General features: G+C 58.8%; 24 protein-coding genes. 9 read left to right on the top strand and 15 right to left on the bottom strand.

Annotation, left to right across the window (positions count from 1 at the left end; all coding sequences use genetic code 11):
* The first annotated feature begins 294 nt into the window (after positions 1 to 294).
* The 4 genes from HIJ39_RS24555 to HIJ39_RS04775 all read left to right on the top strand — a co-directional run bounded on the left by HIJ39_RS24555 (position 295) and on the right by HIJ39_RS04775 (position 2,193).
* Positions 295 to 426, top strand: a complete 132-nt coding sequence (locus tag HIJ39_RS24555) for a hypothetical protein (protein ID WP_275107262.1) — start codon at positions 295 to 297, stop codon at positions 424 to 426.
* 24 nt (positions 427 to 450) lie between these two features.
* Positions 451 to 1,383, top strand: coding sequence for a YIEGIA domain-containing protein (locus HIJ39_RS04785; protein ID WP_169097251.1), 933 nt, complete (start codon positions 451 to 453; stop codon positions 1,381 to 1,383).
* The gene (locus HIJ39_RS04780; RefSeq protein ID WP_169097249.1) at positions 1,376 to 1,573 is read left to right on the top strand and encodes a capping complex subunit for YIEGIA; all 198 of its coding nucleotides are present in this window, start codon (positions 1,376 to 1,378) and stop codon (positions 1,571 to 1,573) included. The genes HIJ39_RS04785 and HIJ39_RS04780 overlap by 8 nt, the downstream gene beginning before the upstream one ends.
* A gap of 62 nt (positions 1,574 to 1,635) precedes the next feature.
* Positions 1,636 to 2,193, top strand: coding sequence for a nitroreductase family protein (locus tag HIJ39_RS04775; RefSeq protein ID WP_169097247.1), 558 nt, complete (start codon positions 1,636 to 1,638; stop codon positions 2,191 to 2,193).
* A 365-nt stretch (positions 2,194 to 2,558) separates the two neighbouring features.
* On the opposite strand, the gene HIJ39_RS04770 is transcribed toward HIJ39_RS04775, so the two are convergent.
* Entirely contained in the window at positions 2,559 to 3,017 is a 459-nt protein-coding gene (locus HIJ39_RS04770) for a hypothetical protein (RefSeq protein ID WP_169097245.1), read from the bottom strand.
* A 428-nt stretch (positions 3,018 to 3,445) separates the two neighbouring features.
* Positions 3,446 to 3,592 (bottom strand): hypothetical protein, encoded by a 147-nt coding sequence (locus HIJ39_RS04765; RefSeq protein WP_169097243.1) that lies wholly within the window; start codon positions 3,590 to 3,592, stop codon positions 3,446 to 3,448.
* 270 nt (positions 3,593 to 3,862) lie between these two features.
* Here HIJ39_RS04765 and HIJ39_RS04760 point away from each other — a divergent pair, with 270 nt between their 5' ends.
* The gene (locus HIJ39_RS04760; RefSeq protein ID WP_169097241.1) at positions 3,863 to 4,729 is read left to right on the top strand and encodes a peptidase MA family metallohydrolase; all 867 of its coding nucleotides are present in this window, start codon (positions 3,863 to 3,865) and stop codon (positions 4,727 to 4,729) included.
* On the opposite strand, the gene dnaE is transcribed toward HIJ39_RS04760, so the two are convergent.
* The 12 genes from dnaE to HIJ39_RS04700 form a co-directional block, all read right to left on the bottom strand.
* Positions 4,701 to 7,457, bottom strand: a complete 2,757-nt coding sequence (gene dnaE / locus HIJ39_RS04755; RefSeq protein WP_169097239.1) for a DNA polymerase III subunit alpha — start codon at positions 7,455 to 7,457, stop codon at positions 4,701 to 4,703. The genes HIJ39_RS04760 and dnaE overlap by 29 nt on opposite strands.
* Before the next feature lies 1 nt (position 7,458).
* On the bottom strand, positions 7,459 to 9,282 hold the full coding sequence (gene typA, locus HIJ39_RS04750; RefSeq protein ID WP_169097237.1) for a translational GTPase TypA: 1,824 nt from the start codon (positions 9,280 to 9,282) through the stop codon (positions 7,459 to 7,461).
* A gap of 19 nt (positions 9,283 to 9,301) precedes the next feature.
* Positions 9,302 to 10,687 carry a UDP-N-acetylmuramoyl-L-alanine--D-glutamate ligase gene (murD, locus tag HIJ39_RS04745; RefSeq protein WP_169097235.1) on the bottom strand — a complete coding sequence of 462 codons (1,386 nt, stop codon included), beginning with the start codon at positions 10,685 to 10,687 and terminating at the stop codon, positions 9,302 to 9,304.
* Positions 10,688 to 10,694: 7 nt separating this feature from the next.
* Entirely contained in the window at positions 10,695 to 11,879 is a 1,185-nt protein-coding gene (locus HIJ39_RS04740) for an aminotransferase class I/II-fold pyridoxal phosphate-dependent enzyme (RefSeq protein ID WP_338055076.1), read from the bottom strand.
* Between the two features lie 22 nt (positions 11,880 to 11,901).
* Positions 11,902 to 12,636, bottom strand: a complete 735-nt coding sequence (locus HIJ39_RS04735; protein WP_243239347.1) for a creatininase family protein — start codon at positions 12,634 to 12,636, stop codon at positions 11,902 to 11,904.
* Positions 12,637 to 12,643: 7 nt separating this feature from the next.
* Positions 12,644 to 12,898 (bottom strand): alpha/beta-type small acid-soluble spore protein, encoded by a 255-nt coding sequence (locus tag HIJ39_RS04730; protein WP_169097233.1) that lies wholly within the window; start codon positions 12,896 to 12,898, stop codon positions 12,644 to 12,646.
* A 51-nt stretch (positions 12,899 to 12,949) separates the two neighbouring features.
* Positions 12,950 to 13,942, bottom strand: a complete 993-nt coding sequence (locus tag HIJ39_RS04725) for a sodium:calcium antiporter (protein ID WP_169097231.1) — start codon at positions 13,940 to 13,942, stop codon at positions 12,950 to 12,952.
* A 46-nt stretch (positions 13,943 to 13,988) separates the two neighbouring features.
* Positions 13,989 to 14,450: a tRNA (uridine(34)/cytosine(34)/5-carboxymethylaminomethyluridine(34)-2'-O)-methyltransferase TrmL gene (gene trmL / locus HIJ39_RS04720; RefSeq protein WP_169097229.1), complete on the bottom strand. Its 462-nt coding sequence runs from the start codon at positions 14,448 to 14,450 to the stop codon at positions 13,989 to 13,991.
* Between the two features lie 39 nt (positions 14,451 to 14,489).
* Positions 14,490 to 14,642: a hypothetical protein gene (locus HIJ39_RS04715; RefSeq protein ID WP_169097227.1), complete on the bottom strand. Its 153-nt coding sequence runs from the start codon at positions 14,640 to 14,642 to the stop codon at positions 14,490 to 14,492.
* A 43-nt stretch (positions 14,643 to 14,685) separates the two neighbouring features.
* Positions 14,686 to 15,525 carry an aminotransferase class IV gene (locus HIJ39_RS04710; RefSeq protein ID WP_169097225.1) on the bottom strand — a complete coding sequence of 280 codons (840 nt, stop codon included), beginning with the start codon at positions 15,523 to 15,525 and terminating at the stop codon, positions 14,686 to 14,688.
* A 30-nt stretch (positions 15,526 to 15,555) separates the two neighbouring features.
* Positions 15,556 to 15,756, bottom strand: a complete 201-nt coding sequence (locus HIJ39_RS04705) for a hypothetical protein (RefSeq protein ID WP_169097223.1) — start codon at positions 15,754 to 15,756, stop codon at positions 15,556 to 15,558.
* A gap of 103 nt (positions 15,757 to 15,859) precedes the next feature.
* A complete protein-coding gene (locus HIJ39_RS04700; RefSeq protein WP_169097221.1) occupies positions 15,860 to 17,365 on the bottom strand; it encodes a DHA2 family efflux MFS transporter permease subunit in 1,506 nt (501 codons plus the stop codon).
* A 197-nt stretch (positions 17,366 to 17,562) separates the two neighbouring features.
* On the opposite strand from HIJ39_RS04700, the gene HIJ39_RS04695 reads away from it, so the two are divergent.
* The 4 genes from HIJ39_RS04695 (at position 17,563) to HIJ39_RS04680 (ending at position 21,544) form a co-directional block, all read left to right on the top strand.
* Positions 17,563 to 19,149, top strand: coding sequence for an Rqc2 family fibronectin-binding protein (locus tag HIJ39_RS04695; protein ID WP_169097219.1), 1,587 nt, complete (start codon positions 17,563 to 17,565; stop codon positions 19,147 to 19,149).
* 44 nt (positions 19,150 to 19,193) lie between these two features.
* Positions 19,194 to 19,928, top strand: a complete 735-nt coding sequence (locus HIJ39_RS04690; RefSeq protein ID WP_169097217.1) for an enoyl-CoA hydratase-related protein — start codon at positions 19,194 to 19,196, stop codon at positions 19,926 to 19,928.
* Positions 19,929 to 20,212: 284 nt separating this feature from the next.
* On the top strand, positions 20,213 to 20,728 hold the full coding sequence (locus HIJ39_RS04685) for a GNAT family N-acetyltransferase (protein WP_169097215.1): 516 nt from the start codon (positions 20,213 to 20,215) through the stop codon (positions 20,726 to 20,728).
* A gap of 237 nt (positions 20,729 to 20,965) precedes the next feature.
* Entirely contained in the window at positions 20,966 to 21,544 is a 579-nt protein-coding gene (locus HIJ39_RS04680; RefSeq protein WP_169097213.1) for a DoxX family protein, read from the top strand.
* Positions 21,545 to 21,646: 102 nt separating this feature from the next.
* Here the strand turns inward: HIJ39_RS04680 and pyrE are convergent, their stop codons facing one another.
* Complete coding sequence (gene pyrE / locus HIJ39_RS04675) at positions 21,647 to 22,231, bottom strand: orotate phosphoribosyltransferase (RefSeq protein WP_169097211.1); 585 nt, start codon at positions 22,229 to 22,231, stop codon at positions 21,647 to 21,649.

Here is a 22,231-nt window from a genome sequence, read left to right as displayed (position 1 = left end):
CATGGCACAGACCACATGGTTCCCGAGGCTCGTGTCAATGCCAACGTACAACACGGTCTCCATCCTGTCTCACCTCCCTTCGCTGGGGAATGCATCGGGAACCGGGTTTCGCCGGCGCGCCAACGCCTTCGCTGCGACCTCGCTGATAAGCCGTCATCCCCGACCGCGGTGTGCGACAGACCGGTGCCACGGGTCTCCCCGGTGGGGGCGGCATCCCGCGCGTTAGCTGTAACGAAGAGGCGTCGCCGACTCACAGACTTAGAAAGCCGTCTCAGCGGCAGGAGGTCACCAGCTTTGAATCGTCCCGATGTGCTTCGAGCATCGTCGACGAAACCCGATCTGGCAAGCCAGATTATTCCAGATGCAGACAGCCGCTTGCCGCTACGCGGCAAGCCCCAAGACCTTGGTCTTAGGCTAGTAGGCTAATTCTTTTTATACGAGGAGGTTGCCATGTCAGGATCGACGCCACCCATCAACTGGGACCCCATGATTATCGGCTTTTGCGCTGGCTTCATCTCCCGCATTTTGTATTTGAAGTCCGGCCGAAGCCATTATCCGGGATATCCGTCCGGCTACATTTCGCAAGTGGCGCTGGCCATCATTGCCGCCTTGATCGGCTCCAGCATTATCGTCTCGCTGTTAGGCAAGGAATTTACCGCAGCCACCTTCTTGACGCTGGCAGCCACGCAGTTTCGCGACGTGCGCTCCACCGAGCGTAAGACGCTGGAGGCCGAAGAAAAGCTAATTCTCATCCCTCGTGGAGCGGGCTATATTGAAGGCATCGCGATCACCTACGAGGCCCGCAACTTTCTCGCCATGCTGGTCGCCCTCGCCACCTCATTGGTGTCGGAATGGACCTGGTGGATCGGCATCATCGCCGGGATTGTCTTCATTTTCTTGGGCGAAATGCTCATGTCGGGGCCAAATCTTGGAAAACTGGTCGACGTGGAGCCCGCCCCCGTGAAGTTTGAGAAAGGCACCCTGCTCTATGCCGGTCCGGTGATGATGATGGAGGTGGGATTGGCCGATTCCCGCGAGCGATATGAGAAATACGCCCTCGGAGTGTTGCTCACCCCGAGAGGTCCGCGGGGTGAGGCCGTCCTTTGGAACGTCGCTCAGCGCCAGGCCATCGCCCATGAAGCAGCGGCAGCGGTTGGTGTGCAAAAGGATGTGGGCTATCCCGAGCAGGCCACCCTCTGCCGCATGGCGATGCCGGCCGGCACCGGACAGGCCGGCCTGACCATCATTCCCGTGGAGCACAATATGGAGAAATTGATTCGTGCCATTAAGAAGGTGCCAGTGCTGGAGTCGGGCAAGTGGTCGGCCATGGCCAACACCAAAAACCGTCGTCAAACCCAACAGAAGGAGGAAACCCATGGCTGATGCCCCGACCCCAAAGATGTTTGCCATTGTGACCTGTGACAAAAACGTGGTCACCTCCGGCGGTATGGCGCCCGTCTTTGTCGCCCCCAACGAAGTCGAGCGCGATCGGGTGGCAATGTGGATTTGTCGCATCACCAATGCCACCGTGCATGATCTGCATAACGGCGCGGTTATCCTCACCGTCTCCTGATCCGCTTCCCCAAATCCGGCAAGTATCGTAGTGTAAGGGAGGTGACAATCAGGAGGGACAGCATGGACTTATTGGAAGCCTTGAAGAATCGGCGTTCGGTACGCCGCTTTACCCCAGAACCCGTGGACGATGAGGTCATCCGACGCATTTTGGACGTGGCGCCCTGGGTTCCCAATCATCATGTCAGCGAACCCTGGCGATTTGTAGTGGTCACGGGTTCGAGCCTCAAAAGGCTGGCCGATTTGCGCTATCAAGCGGTGCTGGACAAGCGGCGCGGCCAAGAGGGAGCCGCGGCCCGCGCCGAACGGGCACGCCAAGAATTTCTGGAGGCCCCGGTGGTGATTGTGGCCATACAAAAGCTCGACCCAAATCCTGTAAGGCGGGAGGAAGATTACGCTTCCATGGCCATGAGCTGCTATAACATCATCTTGGCCGCTTGGAGTGAGCACTTGGGCTGCTACTGGAATACCGGTCCGTTGGTCTCCTCAGAAGCCGTGGGAGAGTGGCTGGGACTGACACCAGACGAACGGCCCATCGCCTTTCTCCGCGTGGGTCATCCGGAAATGATTCCCGTCCAGCGACGGAGCCCTATCGCTGAGCGCATCGACTGGCGCCGATAGGGTGGAGGCCGGGTGCGTTCCTCCACCGATGGGTGGCGGCCGTGAGCCATCTACCATGAGCCCATGGGCCGATTCCGGCCCACGCATACCCGCGGGGTATCCTAAGCGGCCGGCTTCCCCTAGCCGCAACGGCGCCAAACAAACCAGAAACCGTAAGGCTTCATGCCTTGCATAGTAGGATTGGAACGGCGTGCTATGGCCGCGGTTTTGGCTTTCGAGGTTTGAGCAAGTCTTGAGGACGCAGGCGCAAGAGACGGTCCAAATCTGGCCCCATATGCACCGCGTGAACGAGAGCAGGATCCGGCGCGGGCAACGGCGTCCCCTTGTCGTCATTTTTTTGCGATGGCATGCATCTCACCTCCGTTTCAGATTATTATAACGAGAACACTGACAAAGAGCGACAAGGTGGAGGCCAGCAGCAGACGGGACTTGCGCTGGGCCACAGCGTTGTTGAGGCTAATCGCCTGAATGGCGGACGCAAAGTATGCCGCATAAGCGCGCTCATTGTCCGCATAATACTTTTGATAGAATTCCGCCATGTCGGGGTTGTCGTACTGCACCGTCAAGAGCAAGGAATACCCTGCAGCAAATAAGGAAATCGTTAAGACCACCAGTGCCACTATCACCCGGTCGTGATCCATCGTGCCCGGCAGGGCGGTATGATGAAGCGTGGGAGCAAGGTACACGGCCCAGAGCCCCCCCATAAGCACGGTAACCAACCCGAGAAGGCCCAGCGCCCGGTTATCCGTGATGCTGATCCGAGCAAGACTTTGCTGCAGCCGATTTTCGGTGAGCTCCACAAAGAAATCCTGTAGCGAGGACATGCGGACCTGCCTTTCTAAATATGTGTAAACATGTTCAAATTCCTGAGCGTATGCTCAGCACATCGTGATCACCCAACACGATAGCTCTTTCAGCCTGATGAGTTGTTGACCTTGCACTTGGATGTACATGCCGGGATATTTCACGGTGAACAATTTCTGCCGAGGATGGTAACGCGGGAACCCAGGCGGCGTTTCCCCCGCCGAAAGAAGGCTTGCATGGCCTCGTCGAGCCGAAAGAAGACTTTTTGCAGTAACTTACCGTACCCGGCATTAATCGCGGGATCCACTTGACGACTCTGTTGCCGCGTTCTCTTGGCCTCATAGAGCGACCACTTTGCCCCCGCCTTCAACTGACACTAGTGCCAATGTACAGGGCTCGGCACTTGGCTTGCATGAACTTCAGCGTCTCTGCATCGCGGGGGGAGACATTAATGCGGATCTTTGTCGCTAAGAGCATGTTTCAACTCCTTTTTGTAGGATCGCAAACCATACAGGCGAGCACTGAAAATCTGGACAATCGACAGCAACTCGTTGACCATGTCTTGCTCGGGCGACAGCGTTTCTTGCTTCATCACAATTTTACCTACCTTGATCCAAACTGTTATTCCCCTCCCTTCCCATTAGGGTATCGCACCAACGCGGTCGTGGCCATATGTAGGCGATGCCTTGAGTCCTCTTTAGCGCGCCGGCCTCGGTCAGGCGACTGACCAAGCCCCAGGCCGGGTTTCTTGCCGTCATCTCGCAGCCGCTCGCGCTGGGCTGACAAACATCCCCAATCACACCGGACATTGGTGTCCCAGCAACGTCTGGCTCGCTGATACAATGATTCGGGGAGGTGGACGCTGATGGCGATGCCATCGACAGGGACATCCCCGCGGACAGGACCGCGCCGCTGGGGTTTTTCTTTATTGGCTCTGGTGGCGCTGGTGCTGGGGTGGCTTCATCAGCCGATTGAACGCGCTGCCTATGCGGCCAACCGCAATTTCGACATTCATGCCACCCGTGCGAAGTTGGCGTCCTGGCCCCAAATGACCACTCGCCATTTTCTCCTCTATTACCCACCTGGCCAACAAGCGGCGGCTCAGTGGACCCTCGACGCGTTGACCCGGGCGCTCCCCTTTGAGGAGAAAAATTTGGCGGTCACTTCCCAGCATCGCCTGACGGTAGTTCTCTACAGTTCTCAGGCAGCGATGAATGCGGCGGTAGGGCTAAACGCCCATGCCAACAACATCGGCTATACCTACGACGGCGTGATTGACATCTTGTCCCCGACAGCCTGGTTGGGCACCGGTCAGGCGGCCCGGCAGCAATTCTTGACGGATGGCCCCGCTCCGCATGAGTTGGGTCATGCGCTATTGAATCTCAAGGCCGACGCCAACTATCCCGCCTGGTTCAATGAAGGTGTGGCGCAGTATGAGGATTGGCGCACCACGGGATACATGTGGATTACCCGCTCCAATAGCCTCCATGGTCCCCTGTACTCCATGAGCGCGTTGGATGGCAATTTCTATGCGCTCGCCAATCAAAGCCGCGCATATCGGGAAGGGCTGGCGCTGGTGCAGTACCTCGAAACGGCAAAAGGCCATCGCGCCTTCGCCCAGTTCTTAGGGGCGCTGCACAATGGACAATCTTTTACGGCCGCACTGGATCAGGTTTATGGGTTTAAGTCGGAGAATGCGCTCTTCAGCGCCTGGCAGAAGACGCTCCGTTAGTGACCTGGCGGCCGGCAGCAAGCACACCGGGTATGGCCTTCAGCGCCTCGATGGCTGCCACGTCAAAAGCGACCGAGACGTCATCTATGCGGCGCACACGATCGGGCCCCTGAATGACGGCAACGGGAACCGTGCCGGGCACAGTGCGCGCCACCCGCCGGATGGCCTCAACCACACTCTGGCTTTGGTTGGGATCCATCAGGCGCACATAGATGGGGCCTTCTGGCTTCGGCCAATCGAATCCCCAGGCGGCCCGGTCATCCCGCTCGATAACTTCCCCCGCTGCTTCATCGGCCGATTCGAACAGACTCATCTGCTGCGCCCTTCGGGGCCGTACGAGCCCCAATCCTTCTAAGGCGCCCCCCAGAGCAAGACATTCCAGGCCCCGTTGTCCCAGCGTCCCACCTAAGCGGGCCATGATGTCAGCGACATTCTGATACGGTCCATGTTGCGCACGCTCCTCGACAATCCGGCGCACAGTCTCCGGACCTAAACCGCGGATGATGGACAACGAGGCCCTGAGATTCCCGCCTTCAACGCGAAACGCCTCATCGCTATGGTTAATGTGCGGGGGGACAATCGTGAGACCTTGGCTCATGGCTTGCCGCATCAGTTCCCCGAGCCGTTCGCCCTCCCGATGGGACAGTTCCGCCGCCCAGAACGCCTCGGGATAGTGCGCCTTCAAAAACGCCTGATAGTAGCTAATCATGCCGTAACTGGCCGCATGCGACTTGTTGAAGCCGTAATCGCCAAAGGCCCGGATGCGTTCCCAAAATTGGTCCGCTTGCACCCGGCTGAATCCGCGTTCTTGCATCTGGCGGATGATGCGCTGGCCTTCCTGGATGAGAAGCGCATGATCCTTTTTGGAGATGGCCCGGCGAATCAAGTCCGCTTCGGCGAGACTCAAACCCGCCACCTGCTGGACGGCCGCCATCAACTGTTCTTGATAGACCATCACCCCATAGGTCTCGCTCAACAGGGCTGCCAGCGGGTCATCCGATGACACTCGATAGCCGTCCCGGCGCCGTCGCAAAAGTTCCCCAATCATCTCCATCGGCCCGGGACGATACAAGGCCACCACCAGCATGACTTCCTCTCGGGAACGCGGCTGCATTTCGCGCAAAAGACGCTTGACGCCGCGGCCATCCAATTGGAACACGCCGTCGGTATCCCCCCGGCCTAAGAGCCGGAGTGTCTTGGGATCCTGGCCATCCACCGTGGCCATGCTGTGGGGCGATAGTCCTGCTTCCGCCTCAATGCGGGAGAGCAGAGAGAGCGTGCGAAGCCCCAACACGTCCAATTTGACAAATCCCAGGCGTTCCAGCGATCCCATATCAAAATCCGTAACCCAGCCGCTTTGCTCGTCGCCGTGGCAATGAATCCACCCCCTAAAAGACCGGGGAGCGATAATCACCCCCGCCGCATGGGTGGAACGGTGGCGCGGCAACCCCTCCAAGCGCCGCGCCAAGGCTATCCAGGCGGTCCCCAGATGAGCCTTCTCCGACAGACGGATTAATTCGTCATGATGGTCCTGCAATCGGTCGTTTAGCTGCCAGTCAATGGATCTCATCACCTGATTGACGGCCTCAATCGGCAGCTTCATCACCCGTGCGACATCACGCAAAACGGCCCGTGCCCCCAGCGTCCCATAGGTGCCAATCTGCGCCACTCGGTCAGCCCCGAAGCGCCGGCGGAGGTAGGCAATCACTTCGCCGCGGCGCACATCCTCAAAATCCAGGTCAATATCCGGCCAGGTGCGGCGGGCGGGGTTCAAAAACCGTTCAAATACCAACCCATAGTCCAACGGGTTGACCTCGGTAATGCCGAGCGCATACGATACCAGGCTGCCGGCGGCCGATCCGCGCCCCGGCCCGACCCGGATGCCGGTCTGTTTGGCCCAGCCGACCACATCCGCCACCATGAGAAAATATCCGGGAAACCCAAGGTCGCCAATGACCCGAAGCTCATAGGAGAGCCGCTCCCGCGCGTGCGCTGGGACGCCGTCCGGATATCGACGGCGAAGGCCCGCCTCCGCCTTCTCTGAAAGTTCCTCAACACTGCCGAGAGCAATCATCTTCCAGCCGCGGTCGGGCAGAACCGAGGGCACCTCTGGCGGACTCCACAACCGGTCGCGCGGCCAATCGGCGTAGGGCGCCATCAGCGCCTCGAGATTCGGGAGTGCCTGGGCCTCCCGTTCAGGAGTCAAGCCGCCAATTTCGGCGAGCACGCGATGCGCCATCTGGTCTTCAGGGTTCGGAAAACGCACCGCGCATGCCGGTACCCAATACCAGTTCGGGGGCAGAAGCTCTAGCAACGCCTGCTGTCCCGCCGCGAGCTCCACCACCACGGGCCCGGCAATCGGCGGCAGGTCCCGCCACCAGGCGTTGTCTTCCGGCCCCAGTACCACGGCCAAATCAGGCGGGGAATTAACTGGGGTCCAATCCTCAAAATTGACCAAGGCGGACCAGGCACTGTGGCTTAGGGCAATCAACCGGATTGCATGCCCCGCTCCCCCCACCCGGATTTGCCGCGAGACCCCGAGGTACGGGATTAGATTCTTCTCACGCATGAGACGATCAAACTCCTCCGTCCCCGCCAGCGTCTCCCAATCCGTCAAAGCGGCCGCGTGAAATCCGCGGGCCGCCAAATCATGCACCAATTCAGGGATGCTGTATAGGGAGCGGAGGAGCGAATAGCCGGACTGAACGTCCGTCAAGGGCCAGGACATGTCAGGCCTGGCGCTGGATGCGCTCGCGCTTTCGCTGATGGGGATCCAAGGTTGCCTTTCTGAGACGCACATTCTTCGGCGTAATCTCCACCAGCTCATCGGCCTTCACATATTCGAGGGCCTGATCCAGGGTTAAGAGCCGCGGCGGCGTGAGCCGAATCCCCTCCTCAGCATTGGCGTTGCGCATGTTGGTGACATGCTTCTTCTTGCACACGTTGATTTCCAAATCGGTGGGGCGGCTGTTTTCGCCCACCACCATGCCGGCATAGACCGGCGTCCCGGGGCCGATGAACAAAACGCCCCGCTCCTGGGCATTGTCCAAGGCATACGACGTCGCCACTCCGGTTTCAATGGCGACCAGGGCTCCCCGTGGCAGTTCGTCGATAGGCCCACCGTACGGCTCATACCCCTCAAATAAATGGTTCATGATGCCGTAGCCGCGGGTCTGGTTGATGAAGGCCGAACGAAAGCCTAAAAGGCCACGAGCGGAGATAACAAATTCTAAGCGCGTCTGCCCCGGGCCCGCTTGCCCCATGGCCACCATCGTAGCCCGGCGCGGTCCCAAAAGCTCCATCACCGCGCCCACGTATTCATCCGGCACGTCCAAAAACAACCGCTCCATGGGCTCCATGAGCCCTTCGGGGGGTTCCCTGAGAATCACTTCCGGTTTGGAAACCTCCATTTCGTAGCCTTCCCGCCGCATTTCCTCCAGCAGAATGCCAATGTGCAGCTCACCCCGGCCAGAGACCCGGAACACTTCCGCGTCCTCCGTTTCCTCCACTCTGAGCGCTACGTTGCGCTCCTGCTCGCGGAACAGCCGGTCGCGCAGGTGGCGCGAGGTTACGTAGGTCCCTTCCTGTCCGGCAAAGGGGCTGGTGTTCACTCCCACCAAAATGGTCAGCGTGGGCTCGTCCACCGTGATGGGCGGCAAGGGGGCCGGATTGTCCGGATCCGTGATGGTGTCGCCAATGGTTACACTGGACAAACCGGCCAACGTCACAATGTCGCCCACCGTGACGGATTCCAATTCGGTGCGCTTTAGACCCATGCGGCCGAAGAGCTTGGACGGCCGGGTGCGCTCCAGTTCGCCGTCATGATGGGCCACCGCCACCGTCTGCCCCGTTTTCAAGGTCCCCTGGCGCACGCGACCGATGGCCAACCGACCGACATAGTCATCATGATCCAACGTCGTAACCAATATTTGCAAGGGAGCCTCGGCGTCGCCGACAGGATAGGGGATGTGCTCCAAAATCGCGTCAAACAACGGTTCTAAATTGCCTTCGAGCGGCAGCCGGGGATTGGTGGATGCGATCCCCTGCTTTGCCGAGGCGTACAGAACCGGGAAATCCAACTGCTCATCATTGGCTTCCAAGTCGATGAACAGTTCCAACACCTGCTCCAAAACCTCTTCGGGCCGCGCCCCCTCGCGGTCCATCTTGTTGAGCACCACAACCGGACGAATGCCGGCTTTGAGAGCCTTTTGCAGCACATAGCGCGTCTGCGGCATGGGTCCTTCGTTGGCGTCCACGACTAAAAGCGCCCCATCCACCATGGACAGAATCCGTTCGACTTCACCGCCAAAGTCGGCATGTCCGGGGGTGTCCACAATATTGATGAGCACGTCCTTATACGTGATGGCGGTGTTCTTGGCTAAAATTGTAATGCCGCGTTCCCGCTCCAAATCATTTGAGTCCATCACCCGCTCGCCCAATTGGCTGGGGTCGCGAAACATACCACTCTGCTTGAGCATGCCATCCACCAAGGTTGTCTTGCCATGGTCGACGTGGGCGATGATTGCGATGTTGCGAATGTCTTTGCGTTCCATCGACCGTCTAAACCTCCAATTACTCCCGAAAACCCGATCGCGTCTGACTTATGATGCCCACCATCTCGCGAAATCGCTGGCCTCGCGCCTCAAAATTTGAAAACATGTCATAAGATGCCGCGGCTGGCGACAGCAGCACCACATCACCCGGTTGGGCCAAGCCGCTTGCCCGCTCCACCGCCTGGTCGAAGCTCTCTTCTAGAACCAGCGGGATGTGAGTATAGCGCCCGACCGCCTCGGCAATCTGCTGCTTGACCTCTCCAATGGCCACAATGGCCTTCACCGAGCTCTCATTCAGCGCCTTGGCTAATGTATCATATTGCAGCTTTTTGTCGTAGCCGCCCAAGATTAACACGATGGGCTTCTCGATGGCCTTTAGAGCCGCCATGGTGCGCTCCGGGGCCGTGGCAATGGAGTCATTAATATAGGTTACCCCGTCCGTCTCGCGCACCATCTCCAGCCGATGAGGAACGCCGGTGAAACTCGACAACACATCCTGCGCAGCGCCCAGATCGCCGCCGGCCGAGGCCACGATGGCAATAGCGGCCAAGGCGTTGGCCACATTGTGCGCGCCAATCAGCTTCAAGGCGCTTTCCGCCACCACCGGTCGGGCTCCATTGCCTCCGCGCCACCACAACTGGCCGTTTTTGCGAAACGCTCCGTGCCGAATTTCCTGATGCAGGGAGAAGTACACAGGACGGCCTTCCCCTTGTTCCTGCAGTTCTTGAATCTCCGCATCGTCAAAGGGCACCACCGCCCAGTCCTCTTTGTTTTGGAAGCGGAAAATATGGCCTTTGGCCTGTTTATAGTCCTCAAAGTCGCGGTGGACATCCAAATGATTGGGATAAAGGTTCAAGAGCGCAGCTCCGTGGGGGCTGTGCTGAACCAAATCTAACTGAAAGCTAGAAAGCTCCATCACTACCCAGGAATCTGGGGTGATTTCCTGCAAGCGAGGCAAGAGCGGCTCGCCAATGTTGCCGCCCACAAACACCGGACGACGGCCGTCGCGTTTCAGCGCCTCGCCAACCAGCGTCGTGGTGGTGGTCTTGCCCGCCGACCCGGTAATGCCAATCACCGGTGCGGGACAATGGGTCAAAAACAAGTCGGTCTCGCAGGTGAAGCGCACGCCCCGCGCCTTGAGGGCATCCAACTCCGGTCCAAACTTCTTCATTCCCGGGGTTAAATAGAGCGTTTCAATCGGGGCTTCGGCCAACGCCGATAAATAGTTGGGCCCGCCATGAATCTCCACATCCCCGTGGACCCCCAACGACTCCAGTTCCGCCTCCAACTCGGCCTGGGACCGGCGATCGAAGATTTCCAGCGTATGACCTTCTGCCATCAGAAACGGAACCAGGGGCCGGTTATTAAGCCCCAGCCCCACAATACCGATGCGTTCCGAACTCATGCCTCCGTCATTCCCCCAATAATCGTTCCATGCGGTCGAGACCTTCCGCCAGACGTTCCATGGATGTGGCGTAGGACATACGAAAATAGTTGGCCACCCCGAATCCGCTGCCGGGAACAACCGACACCCCAGCCTCTTCCAGCCATGCCAATGCCAGATCATCGGCATTGGTAATGGTACGGCCGGCGATGGTGCGGCCCACCAGCGGCTCCATGTTGACCCAGAGATAGAAGGCACCCTTCGGATCGTTCACCTCGAGCCCCTTAATGGTCTGAATGCGGGACACCGCGTAGCGGCGGCGGCGGTCAAACTCGCGCCGCATCTCCTCCACCGGTTCCTGCGGTCCCGTCAGCGCCGCCAAGGCGGCGGCTTGGGATATCGAGGTGGGGTTGGACGTGGATTGCGACTGCAAGTTGGCCATGGCTTGAATTACCGACCGGGGACCCGCCGCATAACCGATGCGCCATCCGGTCATGGCGTACGCTTTGGAGACCCCGTTGATGACAATCGTACGCTCCATCATGCCGGGAAATGACGCAATTGACACCGCCTCCACGCCATCATAGACCAATCGCATATAGATTTCGTCGGAAATCACCCACAGATCGCGCTCGCGGCAAAAGGCGGCAATCTCTTCAAGATGGCCCCGGCCTATCACCGCCCCCGACGGGTTGGAGGGCGAGTTCAAAATAAGACCCCGGCTCTTCTTGGACACGGCCCGCTCCAAATCCTCCACGGTGAGCTCATCTTTGTGCGCTGGCGCAATCGGCACCCACTCAATCAGGCCGCCGGCCAGTCGAATTTGCTCCGGATAGGTCACCCAATAGGGCACCGGCAACAGGACCCCGTCGCCCGGATTAACCAGCGACATGACGGCATTATAGAGCGAATGCTTGGCGCCGGCTGAGACCAACACTTGATCAGGAGCATAGTCAATCCCCGTATCCAGCTTGAGCCGTTCGGCCGCCGCCTGCTTCAATCGCGGCGTGCCACCGACCGGCGTGTATCGGGTTTCCCCGCGGTTCATGGCATCCGCCGCGGCCAGGCGAATATGCTCCGGCGTGTCAAAGTCCGGCTCGCCAGCCGTGAGATTAACCACATCCTGGCCCTGACCAATCAGCGCCTTCGTTTTGGCGTCCAGCGTCATGGTGGGCGACGGCGCTAATGACGCCACGCGCCCCGCTAATCGAATATCGCTCACGTTATGCCCCTTTCTAATCCTTTCGCGAAAACAGGTTGTCGGACCATAGATCTTCCAAGAGCTCCACCATCCGGGCGGTGCAGAGCTCCACAATACGCTCCCCTTTTTCGCGGGTGCCGGTGCGGCCATCGCCCGTGGTGGCATGACGCAAAGTCTTATCGTGTAGTCCCATCGCGCGAACCCGGTATTTCGGGGTATAGGGATTGAAGGAGGCATCCTCCATCTTCACCAAGGGGCCGGCAATGGCCAGCATGACCGAGGTTTCGTCCTCGCCGGCATGGCCCTGGCCTTCTGTCACGGTAAGAATATCGCGGCTATAGTCAATCCACCAGTTGACCAGCACCGCCTGCCCTCCATGCTCGGCAATCTCCTCCATGGCGGCATTCAAAGCAGCGGTGTTTCCACCGTGGCCATTCATCAGCACGATATTCTTAATCCCCCAGGCGAGTGCCCCTTTGGCTACTTCCGCCACATACCGGGAAAAGACCTCGGTCGAAACGGAAATCGTTCCGGCGTAATTAGCTAATTCCCATGTATGCCCATAAGGAATCGGTGGCAAGATCAGCACACGGTCCGGAAATTTGGCTTCCAGCTGCTCGGCAAAATACCACGGCGCGATATTATCCGTCCCCAAGGGACAATGTTGACCATGCGCCTCCACACTGCCGGTCGGCAAAATGGCTGTATCAATCCGGCCCAGCACCTCTTCGCGAAAGGTCTTGGTGGTGAGATCCTGCCAGTACATCATAGCCTCCTTATGCGTTGGGTGTTTTGGCGTCCCGACGCTTTTCCTGAAAGCGAATGCGGGTCATCCAGCCCCCAATGCGGCCGCTTTCGGCCGCGGTCAAGGCACTCCATCCTTGCGCCTCAACCTTTTCCCAGAGCCCCAAGGCGCGCGCCGCTTCCACCTTAAGCCGAGAGTTCTCCAACTCCTCGGGCGTGGGCTCACGCTTAGCCGTTGATGACCGGGCCTTTGACTTTAGTGTACCAGGCGTATTAGATTTTGGCATGATATCCCCCCTAATTGGACTCATGCCTTATTCTGCCCATTCCGGCAACGCTCACAAAATGGCTGCCACCAACAGGATAAATAGGAGATAAAAGAGACCGGCGGCAAAGAGTTCTGCGAGGTGGAGCACCCCGTCGCGGGACCGCACCAGAGTCCAGAGTGCCGCTCCCCAGGCCAGCACTGCGGTCACCATCTCCCATAGGGAAAAGCGCCAACTGGTCATGAAAATGCCCAGCGCCGGCACTAAGGAGGCTTGAAAGGCCATGGCGCCGGTCACGTTGCCGACAGCCAAGGCTCCTTTGCCACGGCGAATCCAAATCACGCTGTTGAGAACCTCGGGAAGCTCCGTGGCCAGAGGCGTCACAATAACCGAGACCAAAAATCCGGAAAGCTTGACCCACCCTGTCGCGCCTTCCAGCCCGGAGACGAAAAAGTGAGCACCCACGACCAACCCAAAGAGTGCCACCATCACCTGCAGCGCCACCATGACCGTCGAAGGCTGCGATCGCGGATGAAAATGGAGTGGCTGGTCTGGCGCCGACTCTGGCGCGGCACCGCGACCCTGCTTGACAAGCTGCCAGGCGTGATACCCGTACCCGCCAACCAATACCAGCGCCACGAGCACATGGAACTGCTCCGGGAGCCAAGCGGTGATAATCACCAGGCCAAAGGCCAGCAGAAAAAAACGTAAATCGGCGAGCATGGCCTCTTTGGACACGGCCAGCCCTTGGCGCCGTTGCCCGCTGAGCCAGACGCCAACGCCAATCACACTAAAGCCGAGCGTTGACAACATAAACGGTGCGCCCAAAATCGCCCCAAGGCCTATGCCCTGATGCGCCTGTCCCCCGCGAATGCCGCCGGCGATAAACGCCATCAGGGGCACCAACGTTTCCGGCAGCGCCGTTCCCAAGGCCGCCAGCAGCGAGCCTGACACCCCTTCGCCGAGACCCAGCCGATAGCCCAGCCATTCCACGCCGTTGGTAAAGTAGTCGGCGGAGAGCACAATCAGCACCATGCCCGCCACCAGCACGATCACTAAAGACATGCTGACCCTCCGCTTCAGTATATGGACAGCATGATAGACGGAGAACTTAGCCGAGCGGTTGATACTTCAGCTGGCGCTGAGCTTCATAAACGGCAATGGCCACCGCGTTGGACAGATTCAACGACCGAACCCCGGCAGCCATGGGGATTACCCGCCACGCCTCTCGATAGCGATCTAAAATCGCCTCAGGCAACCCCGTCGACTCGCGCCCAAACACCAACACATCATTGGCATGGTACGAGACATCGGTATAGCGCGTGCCCCCGTGGGAGGTAAAAAAATGGAATGCGCCCACATTGGTCAAGCTTTCCACGACATGCTCCCACGAGGGATGCACCCGCAGGTCGACCAGGTGCCAGTAATCCACCCCAGCGCGGCGGAGATATCGATCTTCCAGGGAAAATCCCAATGGCTCCACCAGATGCAGCTGGGTGCGGGTCGCAGCACAGGTACGGGCAATATTCCCGGTGTTCGGCGGGATTTCCGGCTCCACCAAAACGACGTGCAACAAACCTTCTCCCCCAGTCAGCCGGCCTGGCGGACTCGGCTACAGCCCGGGACTCTGCTCGTCGCGAAAATCGCAGTATAGTTCCGCCAGACGGCTGAAAATATCGTCAAATCCCATATCCCGCAAAAGCTCGGCCAAGGCAAGAAAATGCCCTTGGGCTTCGTCGCGGAGTGTGTCAAAATCGTCAATCAAGTCACTCGCCTCCTAAAGGCGAGTGTACCCGGGTTTCACCCGATCAAACCCGGCCAGCCCGTTGATGCAGCAACGACAGCAAATGACGGGCCACCGGTCCCGAGGCCGCCCCAATCCGCTTTCCGTCGACGACTGTAATCGGCAATACCTCGGTCAGAGTACCTGACAAAAAGAGTTCATCCGACGTCCCGAGATCGTCCGCCGAGAACGGCTCCTCAATCACCTGATAGCCTGCCTGGCGGGCCAATTCGATCACCACTTGGCGGGTAATGCCCGGCAATATGTAATTTGTCACCGGCGCGGTCTGAAGCACCTGGTTTTTGACGCGAAATACATTGGCGGAGGTGGCCTCGGTCACCATGCCGTCGCGCACGAAGATGGCCTCAAAGGCGCCCTGCTCCACCGCCTTGCCTTTAGCCAGTACGTTGGGCAAAAGGCCGATGGTCTTAATCCAGACCTTGGCCCAGCGATCATCGGGAACGGTAATCACTGACACACCCGTCTCGATCGTCTCGGCGGGTATGGGCGTGACCGGCCGCACCCACATCAGCACCGTTGGCGAGATGGTGCCGGGCGCAGGCGGCGCATGCTTTCGCCGCTCCGTTCCCCGTGTGATTTGAATATACAGCGCCGCCTCCCCAGTGGGAACATCCGCGGCCAAGCGGTCTCGGACGGGAACCAAGGTTTGCACATCCACGCCGCTGATATTCACTCCATCGAGACTCCGCGTCAGTCGGGCGATATGCCGGTCCCACTCAAAAGGCTGTCCCTCATAGAGGTGCACCACCTCGTACACCCCGTCCGCAAACAGAAAGCCGCGATCATCGATGGAGACACGCGCTTCCTCTTCCGCCATAAACTCGCCATTCAAGTACACTTGCACGCTGCTGTCCCTCTTCCCCGTCGCTCGTGATTATAACCGTCCCAGATGCTCGGCGAGAATTTCATGAGCCTCTTCGGCTTCGCCCTCGGGGACGCGCACCTCGACGCTGCCCCGGCCATCCTGGTTCATTTCCACCGTCTTCAAGGTCACCAACAAGCCTTCCGTGGAGAGCACCTCTTTAATCTTTTCCGCCACGGTCACGCTTGGCGCAATGTAGACCACTGTCCACATCGTGAAGTCCCCCTTTAAGTCCGGCCGGTCTTGGCTGGCTATCAACACTGCCGGGAGAGTTATGGATTGTCCCGAGAATTTCCTGCTTTTCACCAGGACTTTCTCAAAATTCCATGGGAACCTCGGGGCGCTCGCCATTTTCCTGGCGATTTTCACTAGTTGTCTTCAGCAATGATAACACCGACGCCACCACCGCTAGGACGCACAGCACCCCGATAGACCAGCGCATCGTCGGGACCCAGGGCGCTCGGGGTCCCCCCGTCAGTCTGCCACCGTAGGCCGCTAAAAATCCCGCCATCAGCGTGCTGGACACGGCCGTGCCAAATGCCATCCCGAGACTTCGCGACATATTCAAGATACCGCCGCCCACTCCAAGGCGCGTAATCGGCAGCGCGCCCATGACGGAACTGTTGTTGGGCGGAGTAAACATCCCGAGCCCCATTCCCACCAGAATCAGTCCCAAGATGAGAATAATGAGGTGAATATTGAGTCCCACCGTTAACGACAGAATGAACGCGCCCAGCGCGCTCACCCCCATCCCAACGGTGGTCAAGAGGCGAGATCCATAGCGGTCCGCCAAACCGCCCGCCTGCGGCGAGACAACGGTCATCCCAATCGGCACCGCCGTCAACAGAAGCCCCACAATAGCGGAGGGGAACCCGCCCACCCGTTCAAAGAAGAAGGGCATGAGGAACAGCACCCCAAACATCACCAAATAGCTTAACAGGCCGGTCACGTTACCCATGGTGAAAATCTTGAGCTTAAAGAGCTTGACGTCGACCAAGGGAGCACGAAAATTCGTCTCGCGCCGGATGAACGCGACCAACAAGACAATGGTGGCCACAAACAATCCCAGGACCGCGGGAGAAGTCCAGCCGACATGCGGCGCAATGGTCACCGCCAACATCACTGCGACCAGCGCGGGGCTGAACAGCAGTGCGCCCCACCAGTCGAACGTGGTGTTGGACTGCGTCACCTTGTCCTTGGGAAGAATCATGGCCGCCATCAGGGTGCCAATAATTCCCACGGGGACGTTGACATAAAAAATCGCCCGCCAGCCAAAAAGGCCGATGAGCGCTCCCCCTACCGCTGGTCCCACTGACAGTCCCACCGCTTGAGCCGACCCTTGGAACCCAATCGCTTTTCCACGAACCGTAGCGGGTACCGTAGCGGTGATAATCGCGACCGAATTAGCCTGCAGCATGGCGGCTCCGGCTGCTTGGAAGACCCGTGCAACAATCAGGAATCCCAGCGAAGGTGCCGCACCGCAAGCGGCCGATCCAACAATGAAGACCAAGAACCCAAATGTATAGAGTGGCCGTCGGCCCAACATGTCGGCCAAGCGGCCAAATAAGGTGAGCAAGGTGGCCAGCGTCAGCAAATACGAAATCAGCACCCAGCCGGTGATGCTCGCCGTCGCATTGTAGTAATGCGCCAAATCAGGGATGGCGACATTCACAATGCTCGCGTCCACCGCCGCCATGAAAGCGCCAATACACACCGTGCCTACAACCCACCAAATATAGTTAGGGCGGGCTGTAAACCGTGCCGATGGCAACGACTGCCATATTGCTCGCACCCGGGCGCCCCGCGCGGCGTCGCTCGACATCTAGATCCCTCCCCAACACAATAAAATAGCGGAACCGTCCGATGCCGGTCCTCCTCTTATGGCGCTATTATCCCACCTAGGTTCCGGGAAATCTACCGGCTATCGTGTATTCTACTAGCCGCCATCGCGTTTACCATTGCACACGCTTGGCATCCGCGATACGCTTAATCACACCCTAGTTTGGCGATGGAGGAATCATGCCTTTTGATGCGTTGGCCATGCGGGCCATGGAAGCACGCTGGCAGCGGCTTGTGGGCGGCGTGGCAATTCGCCTGGCGGTGGCTAACGACCGTTTGTGGCTAACCGTAAAACGCGCCGACGGAGAAACCGAACAACTTTTGATTGTCTTAAAGCCGGGCATGCAACGGCTGCACCGGACCCAAGAAGCGCCCAAGAAGGCCGCTCAGCGCCCGCCTTTTCCCTGGCTTGCACGGTTGGTGCCATTTACCATCCGGCGAATTGCCGTGCCGCCGTTTGAGCGGATTATGCACATCGGGATTGAACGTCCCGATGATTGGGGACAACCGATCGAGGAGACTTTGGTGGTGGAGTTGGCCGGACATCTGACCAATCTCATTCTGCTGAACGACCAGGGGCTGGTGAAGGAGGCGTGGCGAAAAATCCCCCCCGGCCGCCCGGGTCGCATGGTCTGGCCGACCAAGCTCTATGAGCCGCCGCCTCCCCTGAAAAACCCGCTCGTCACAGGCGACCCCCGGGATTTGCCGCCCTGGGCCCGTCGCTGGCTGGAAGATGGCGGCCACTGGGAGACGCTGCGAGAGGATTACCTCGCGGGCTTTCCCCAAACGGGGTTCCGCCTCTTCAACCGACAGACGGACGAGGTGTGGGTTTACCCCCAACCGGGTTTTGAAGCCAAGCCGGCAACCGATTTTGAGGCGGCGCTCGATGAAGTGTTTCGCGAGCGCGAGCGCCGTTTGGCCGAGAACAATCTCAAGGCCCAACTGATAAGCCAATGGCAGAGCCGCCGGACCCATTTGCGGGAAAAGATCGCCGAGTACCAAGTTGCCCGGGAACAAACCGGGGAGTTCGAAAAACAGCTGGGCGACCTATGGCTCACCTATCAGCATGCCTTTACCGCCGATCCCCAGTTGCTGCAACTGGACGTTGCCGGATTTGACGGACAACCCGTACAGCTATGTCGGGAACCCGGCGAAAGTCCGGCCGATCGAGCTCGGGCCCATTACCGGCGCTACAAAAAAATCAAGGCTCGGCACGAAGCATTGGAGCGGTTGATTCCGGCCTTAGAGATCGAGGTGGAAACGCTCAACCGGCTGCTGATGGAGGCAGAAAAACCCCATCCCATGAGTTGGTTCCAATCCCATTTGAAGAAGGCAGCCGAAAGACGGCGCCAAGACAATGACCGCGAACCCTTTCGGCGTTTTGTCAGTCTGCATGGTCTGGAAATCTGGGTGGGGCGAAACCGGGAGGAAAATGCCAAGCTCACCTTTCAGAAGGCCCGGCCCGATGATATATGGTTGCATACCAAACAGGCCCCCGGGTCGCATGTGGTGCTCTTCTCTGGCAAAAAGACCCCGGATTTGGAGGATTTGCTGGATGCGGCCGAACTGGCAGTGTTTTTTTCCTCGGCCCAAGGATCATCCACCGTACCCGTGGACTACACCCGCCGCAAGTTTGTGCGGAAGCGTCCCCACGCCGAGCCCGGACAGGTGCTCTATCAGCGGGAAAAAACACTCTATATCACGCCTAACACGGACCGCCTGCGCCGGTTAGGTGCGGTCAGTGAGAAGCTGGTCGATGATCGATAGCGGCATCGCAGGAATATACGCCAGCAACAATGAGGAGGGCTTTTGTGGCATCGGTCAACTGCGTCTTTCGAGGGGAGTTCGCTGAGTTAATCTTGGATAATCCCCGCTATCACAATTGCATGACACACAGCATGTGGGCGGAGTTGGAGCAGCATGCCCACTCTTTATCCCAAAATGACACGGTACGCGCCGTCATCATTCGCGGCCAAGGCGACCACTTCACCAGCGGCTTTGACCTCAGCGAATTAAATCGCCTCGACTATGAGGCCGTTAACCGGGAATTCGCGTTGATGGAACGGGCCATTTCGGCCGTCGAGGCGCTCCCCGTACCCGTCATCGCCCTGCTATCCGGATATTGCCTCGGGGGTGGGTTTGAATTAGCGTTGGCCGCGGATTTACGTCTCGGCGACGCCGACGTCGCCATGGGCATCCCCGTAGCCCGCATTGGCATCATGTTAAGCCGCACCTTTGCCTTGCGCCTCATCAAGGTCATGGGTTTGGGGAAGGCCAAGGAGGTGTTGTTGACCGGCCATCTCATTGGCGCTGAAGAGGGAAAAACGCTTGGCATCTTGAACGCCATCGCCCCCGATCGGGCGCATCTCGAAATACTAGCCCACCAATGGCTGAAGGACATTGCCGGTCTTTATCCACGGGCTGTCCGTCAAGCCAAAGCCGCCGTGAGCGAAGTCTTGCCGAAGACCGAGCAGGGCCATCCCTATTTTGTCGACGCCTCAGACTTTTTTGAGGCCATCCGCCGCTTTGATCGCTCTCAATCATGATTGCTATGCCGACGTTATGGACGGCCAGGCGGAATGTGTCGGATGGATCAAGCTATTTTGGGCGCGCAATGGAAACGGCTGATCGGGGAGCGATCGGCCCCATCTTGGCCCCCCGTTTTTTCGTTGACAGGTTTCTCTTTCCTCGATATGGTAGCCACAATCCACCTTAAAGGAGAATGCCTGTGACGGCCCACGTTCGCCACCTAACCATGCGCCAAACAAAATCGTAATCACTGAGGGAGACGAAAGCGTCCCTAGTGATACCAATGAGGGGACGAACGCAATTGCCACAATTACGTACCGAACGGCTGTCGATGGTTTCCTGGACACAAGAATTGGTTGACGCGGCCCTGGACAATCCGTCACGGCTGGAAGCCTTGTTGGGGGCGACAATTGCCAAGGGTTTTCCGAATGACCCCGTCCGTCGCTTTGTGTTGCCGACCACGCGAGTCCGGCTGCAACACAATCCCGCCGATGGCGAATGGAGTGGAATGATTATCCACGTTGAGGACAATGTTGTCATCGGCTCGATGGGCTTCAAGTCCCCGCCCAACGAAAATGGCCTAGTCGAAATGGGATACGACATCGTGCCGTCTTACCGGGGGCAGGGATATGCCACCGAGATGGCCCGAGCACTGGTCAACTGGGCGCAGCAACAGTCATCCGTGCACCACCTTACAGCGGAGTGTCTATCGGACAACTGGGCATCCATCCGGGTTCTTGAGAAACTGGGCATGCAACGGATTGAAGAACACGGCACCATCATCTACTGGGAATTCCCGATACCCGAACAAGATTGATAATACGCAGACAGGACTCCTTGTAAGCCCTGTCTGTGGCATGAAAAGCGCAGGGTGCGCCAGATCCATCGGGCACACTGAAGCGGAGCGGAAGCCCCCACAGGTGGGGCCATTCGATCCTGGTTCCATCCCCTGACCAAGGCGATACTAAGGGTAGAGATTCGGTTCGCCACGTGCAGGACGGTTACGTGAGACACGCTCAGCGGGCCGAACCGATCATGCAGGGGGGTGGCAGTCATGGTCAACGCACTCAGGCATCCATACGTCAAGCCGGTATGGGCGATCTTACGAATTGGACTTGGCTATATATGGCTGAACGCAGCCTTGGAGAAGCTCGGCGCGTTTCCGGTGTACGTCGGGGCCAAGGCTGGCACCGCAGTGACCGGATATCTTCAGGGAGCACTCGCGCAATCATCCGGGGCGCACGCCCAGGTTACCGCCGAATGGGCATGGCTGGTGCACGTGCTGTTCCTGCCTACCGCGGGGTTCTGGAGTATTGTCGTGACGTTCGGGGAGTTGGCGTGCGGCATTGGCCTCATCCTCGGCGTTTTCACCGGAACCGCTTTAATCGGTGCGCTGGTGATGAACTTAGCCTATATGTTGTCAGGATCGGCGACGGTGAATCCGGCTATGTTCACGCTCGAAGTCATCATGCTGGCCATCGGGCCGGCTGTCGCCTATTGGGGTCTGGATCATTGGGCATTTCACGACTGGGCTGGCCGACGGCTGCTGTTTCATCCGGCACCGAACATTCCAAAGGCCGCAAATTCCCATCCAGAAATCCCAGCTCCTAGTTCACCTCGGCGTACAGCTTGAACGCGAGAGCCTCAGAAAGCGCTGCCCTCAGCAGCGCTTTCTAGCTGTGAGCTCCTTCTTCGCCCTGAGACGCCTAGTTAGACTGGACGGCCTCACGAATCATCAAGATTTAGGGCGGGACAACGCGACTCCTTGAGCACACAAGGGACACGCGGCCGGGTCCCAGTTGGGGATATTGGCGACCCGCAGTAGCGCCTCAAATGGCTCATGAAACAGGAGTGGGGATTGACTGCGATCCACCAGCGCCCCCACTGCCACCGGCACGCCCCCGGCGTCTCGCACCGCATCGATCACCTTGGCGACGGAACTCCCGGTGGTGACCGCATCTTCCACCACCGCGACGCGCTCGCCGGGCATGAGTCGAAACCCGCGCTTGAACTTCATACCGCCATCCTCGCTCTTTTCGGCAAACAACACCCGTGTGCCCGGCAAATGATGAGCCACCGCATAAGCGGGAATGATACCTCCGACTGCTGGTCCCACCACCGCATGCGGTTGATACGGTTTGAGCCGCTCTGCCAGGGCCTCGGCCCAGGGTTCCAGCAAATCGGGATGCTCCGTCAATCGGGCGAGAAGAAAGAACTGGTTCGAATGACGACCGGTGGTCAACAAGAAATGGCCTTCCAAATGAGCGCCCGAGCGTTTTAGACTTTCCCAGCCGCGCTCCGTGTTCCAAGTACTGGTCAT

Source organism: Sulfobacillus harzensis, assembly GCF_012933365.1.
GTDB lineage: Bacteria > Bacillota > Sulfobacillia > Sulfobacillales > Sulfobacillaceae > Sulfobacillus_B > Sulfobacillus_B harzensis.
Note: the sequence above shows the minus strand (reverse complement) of the source record. Positions and strands in the feature narration are given on the sequence as shown.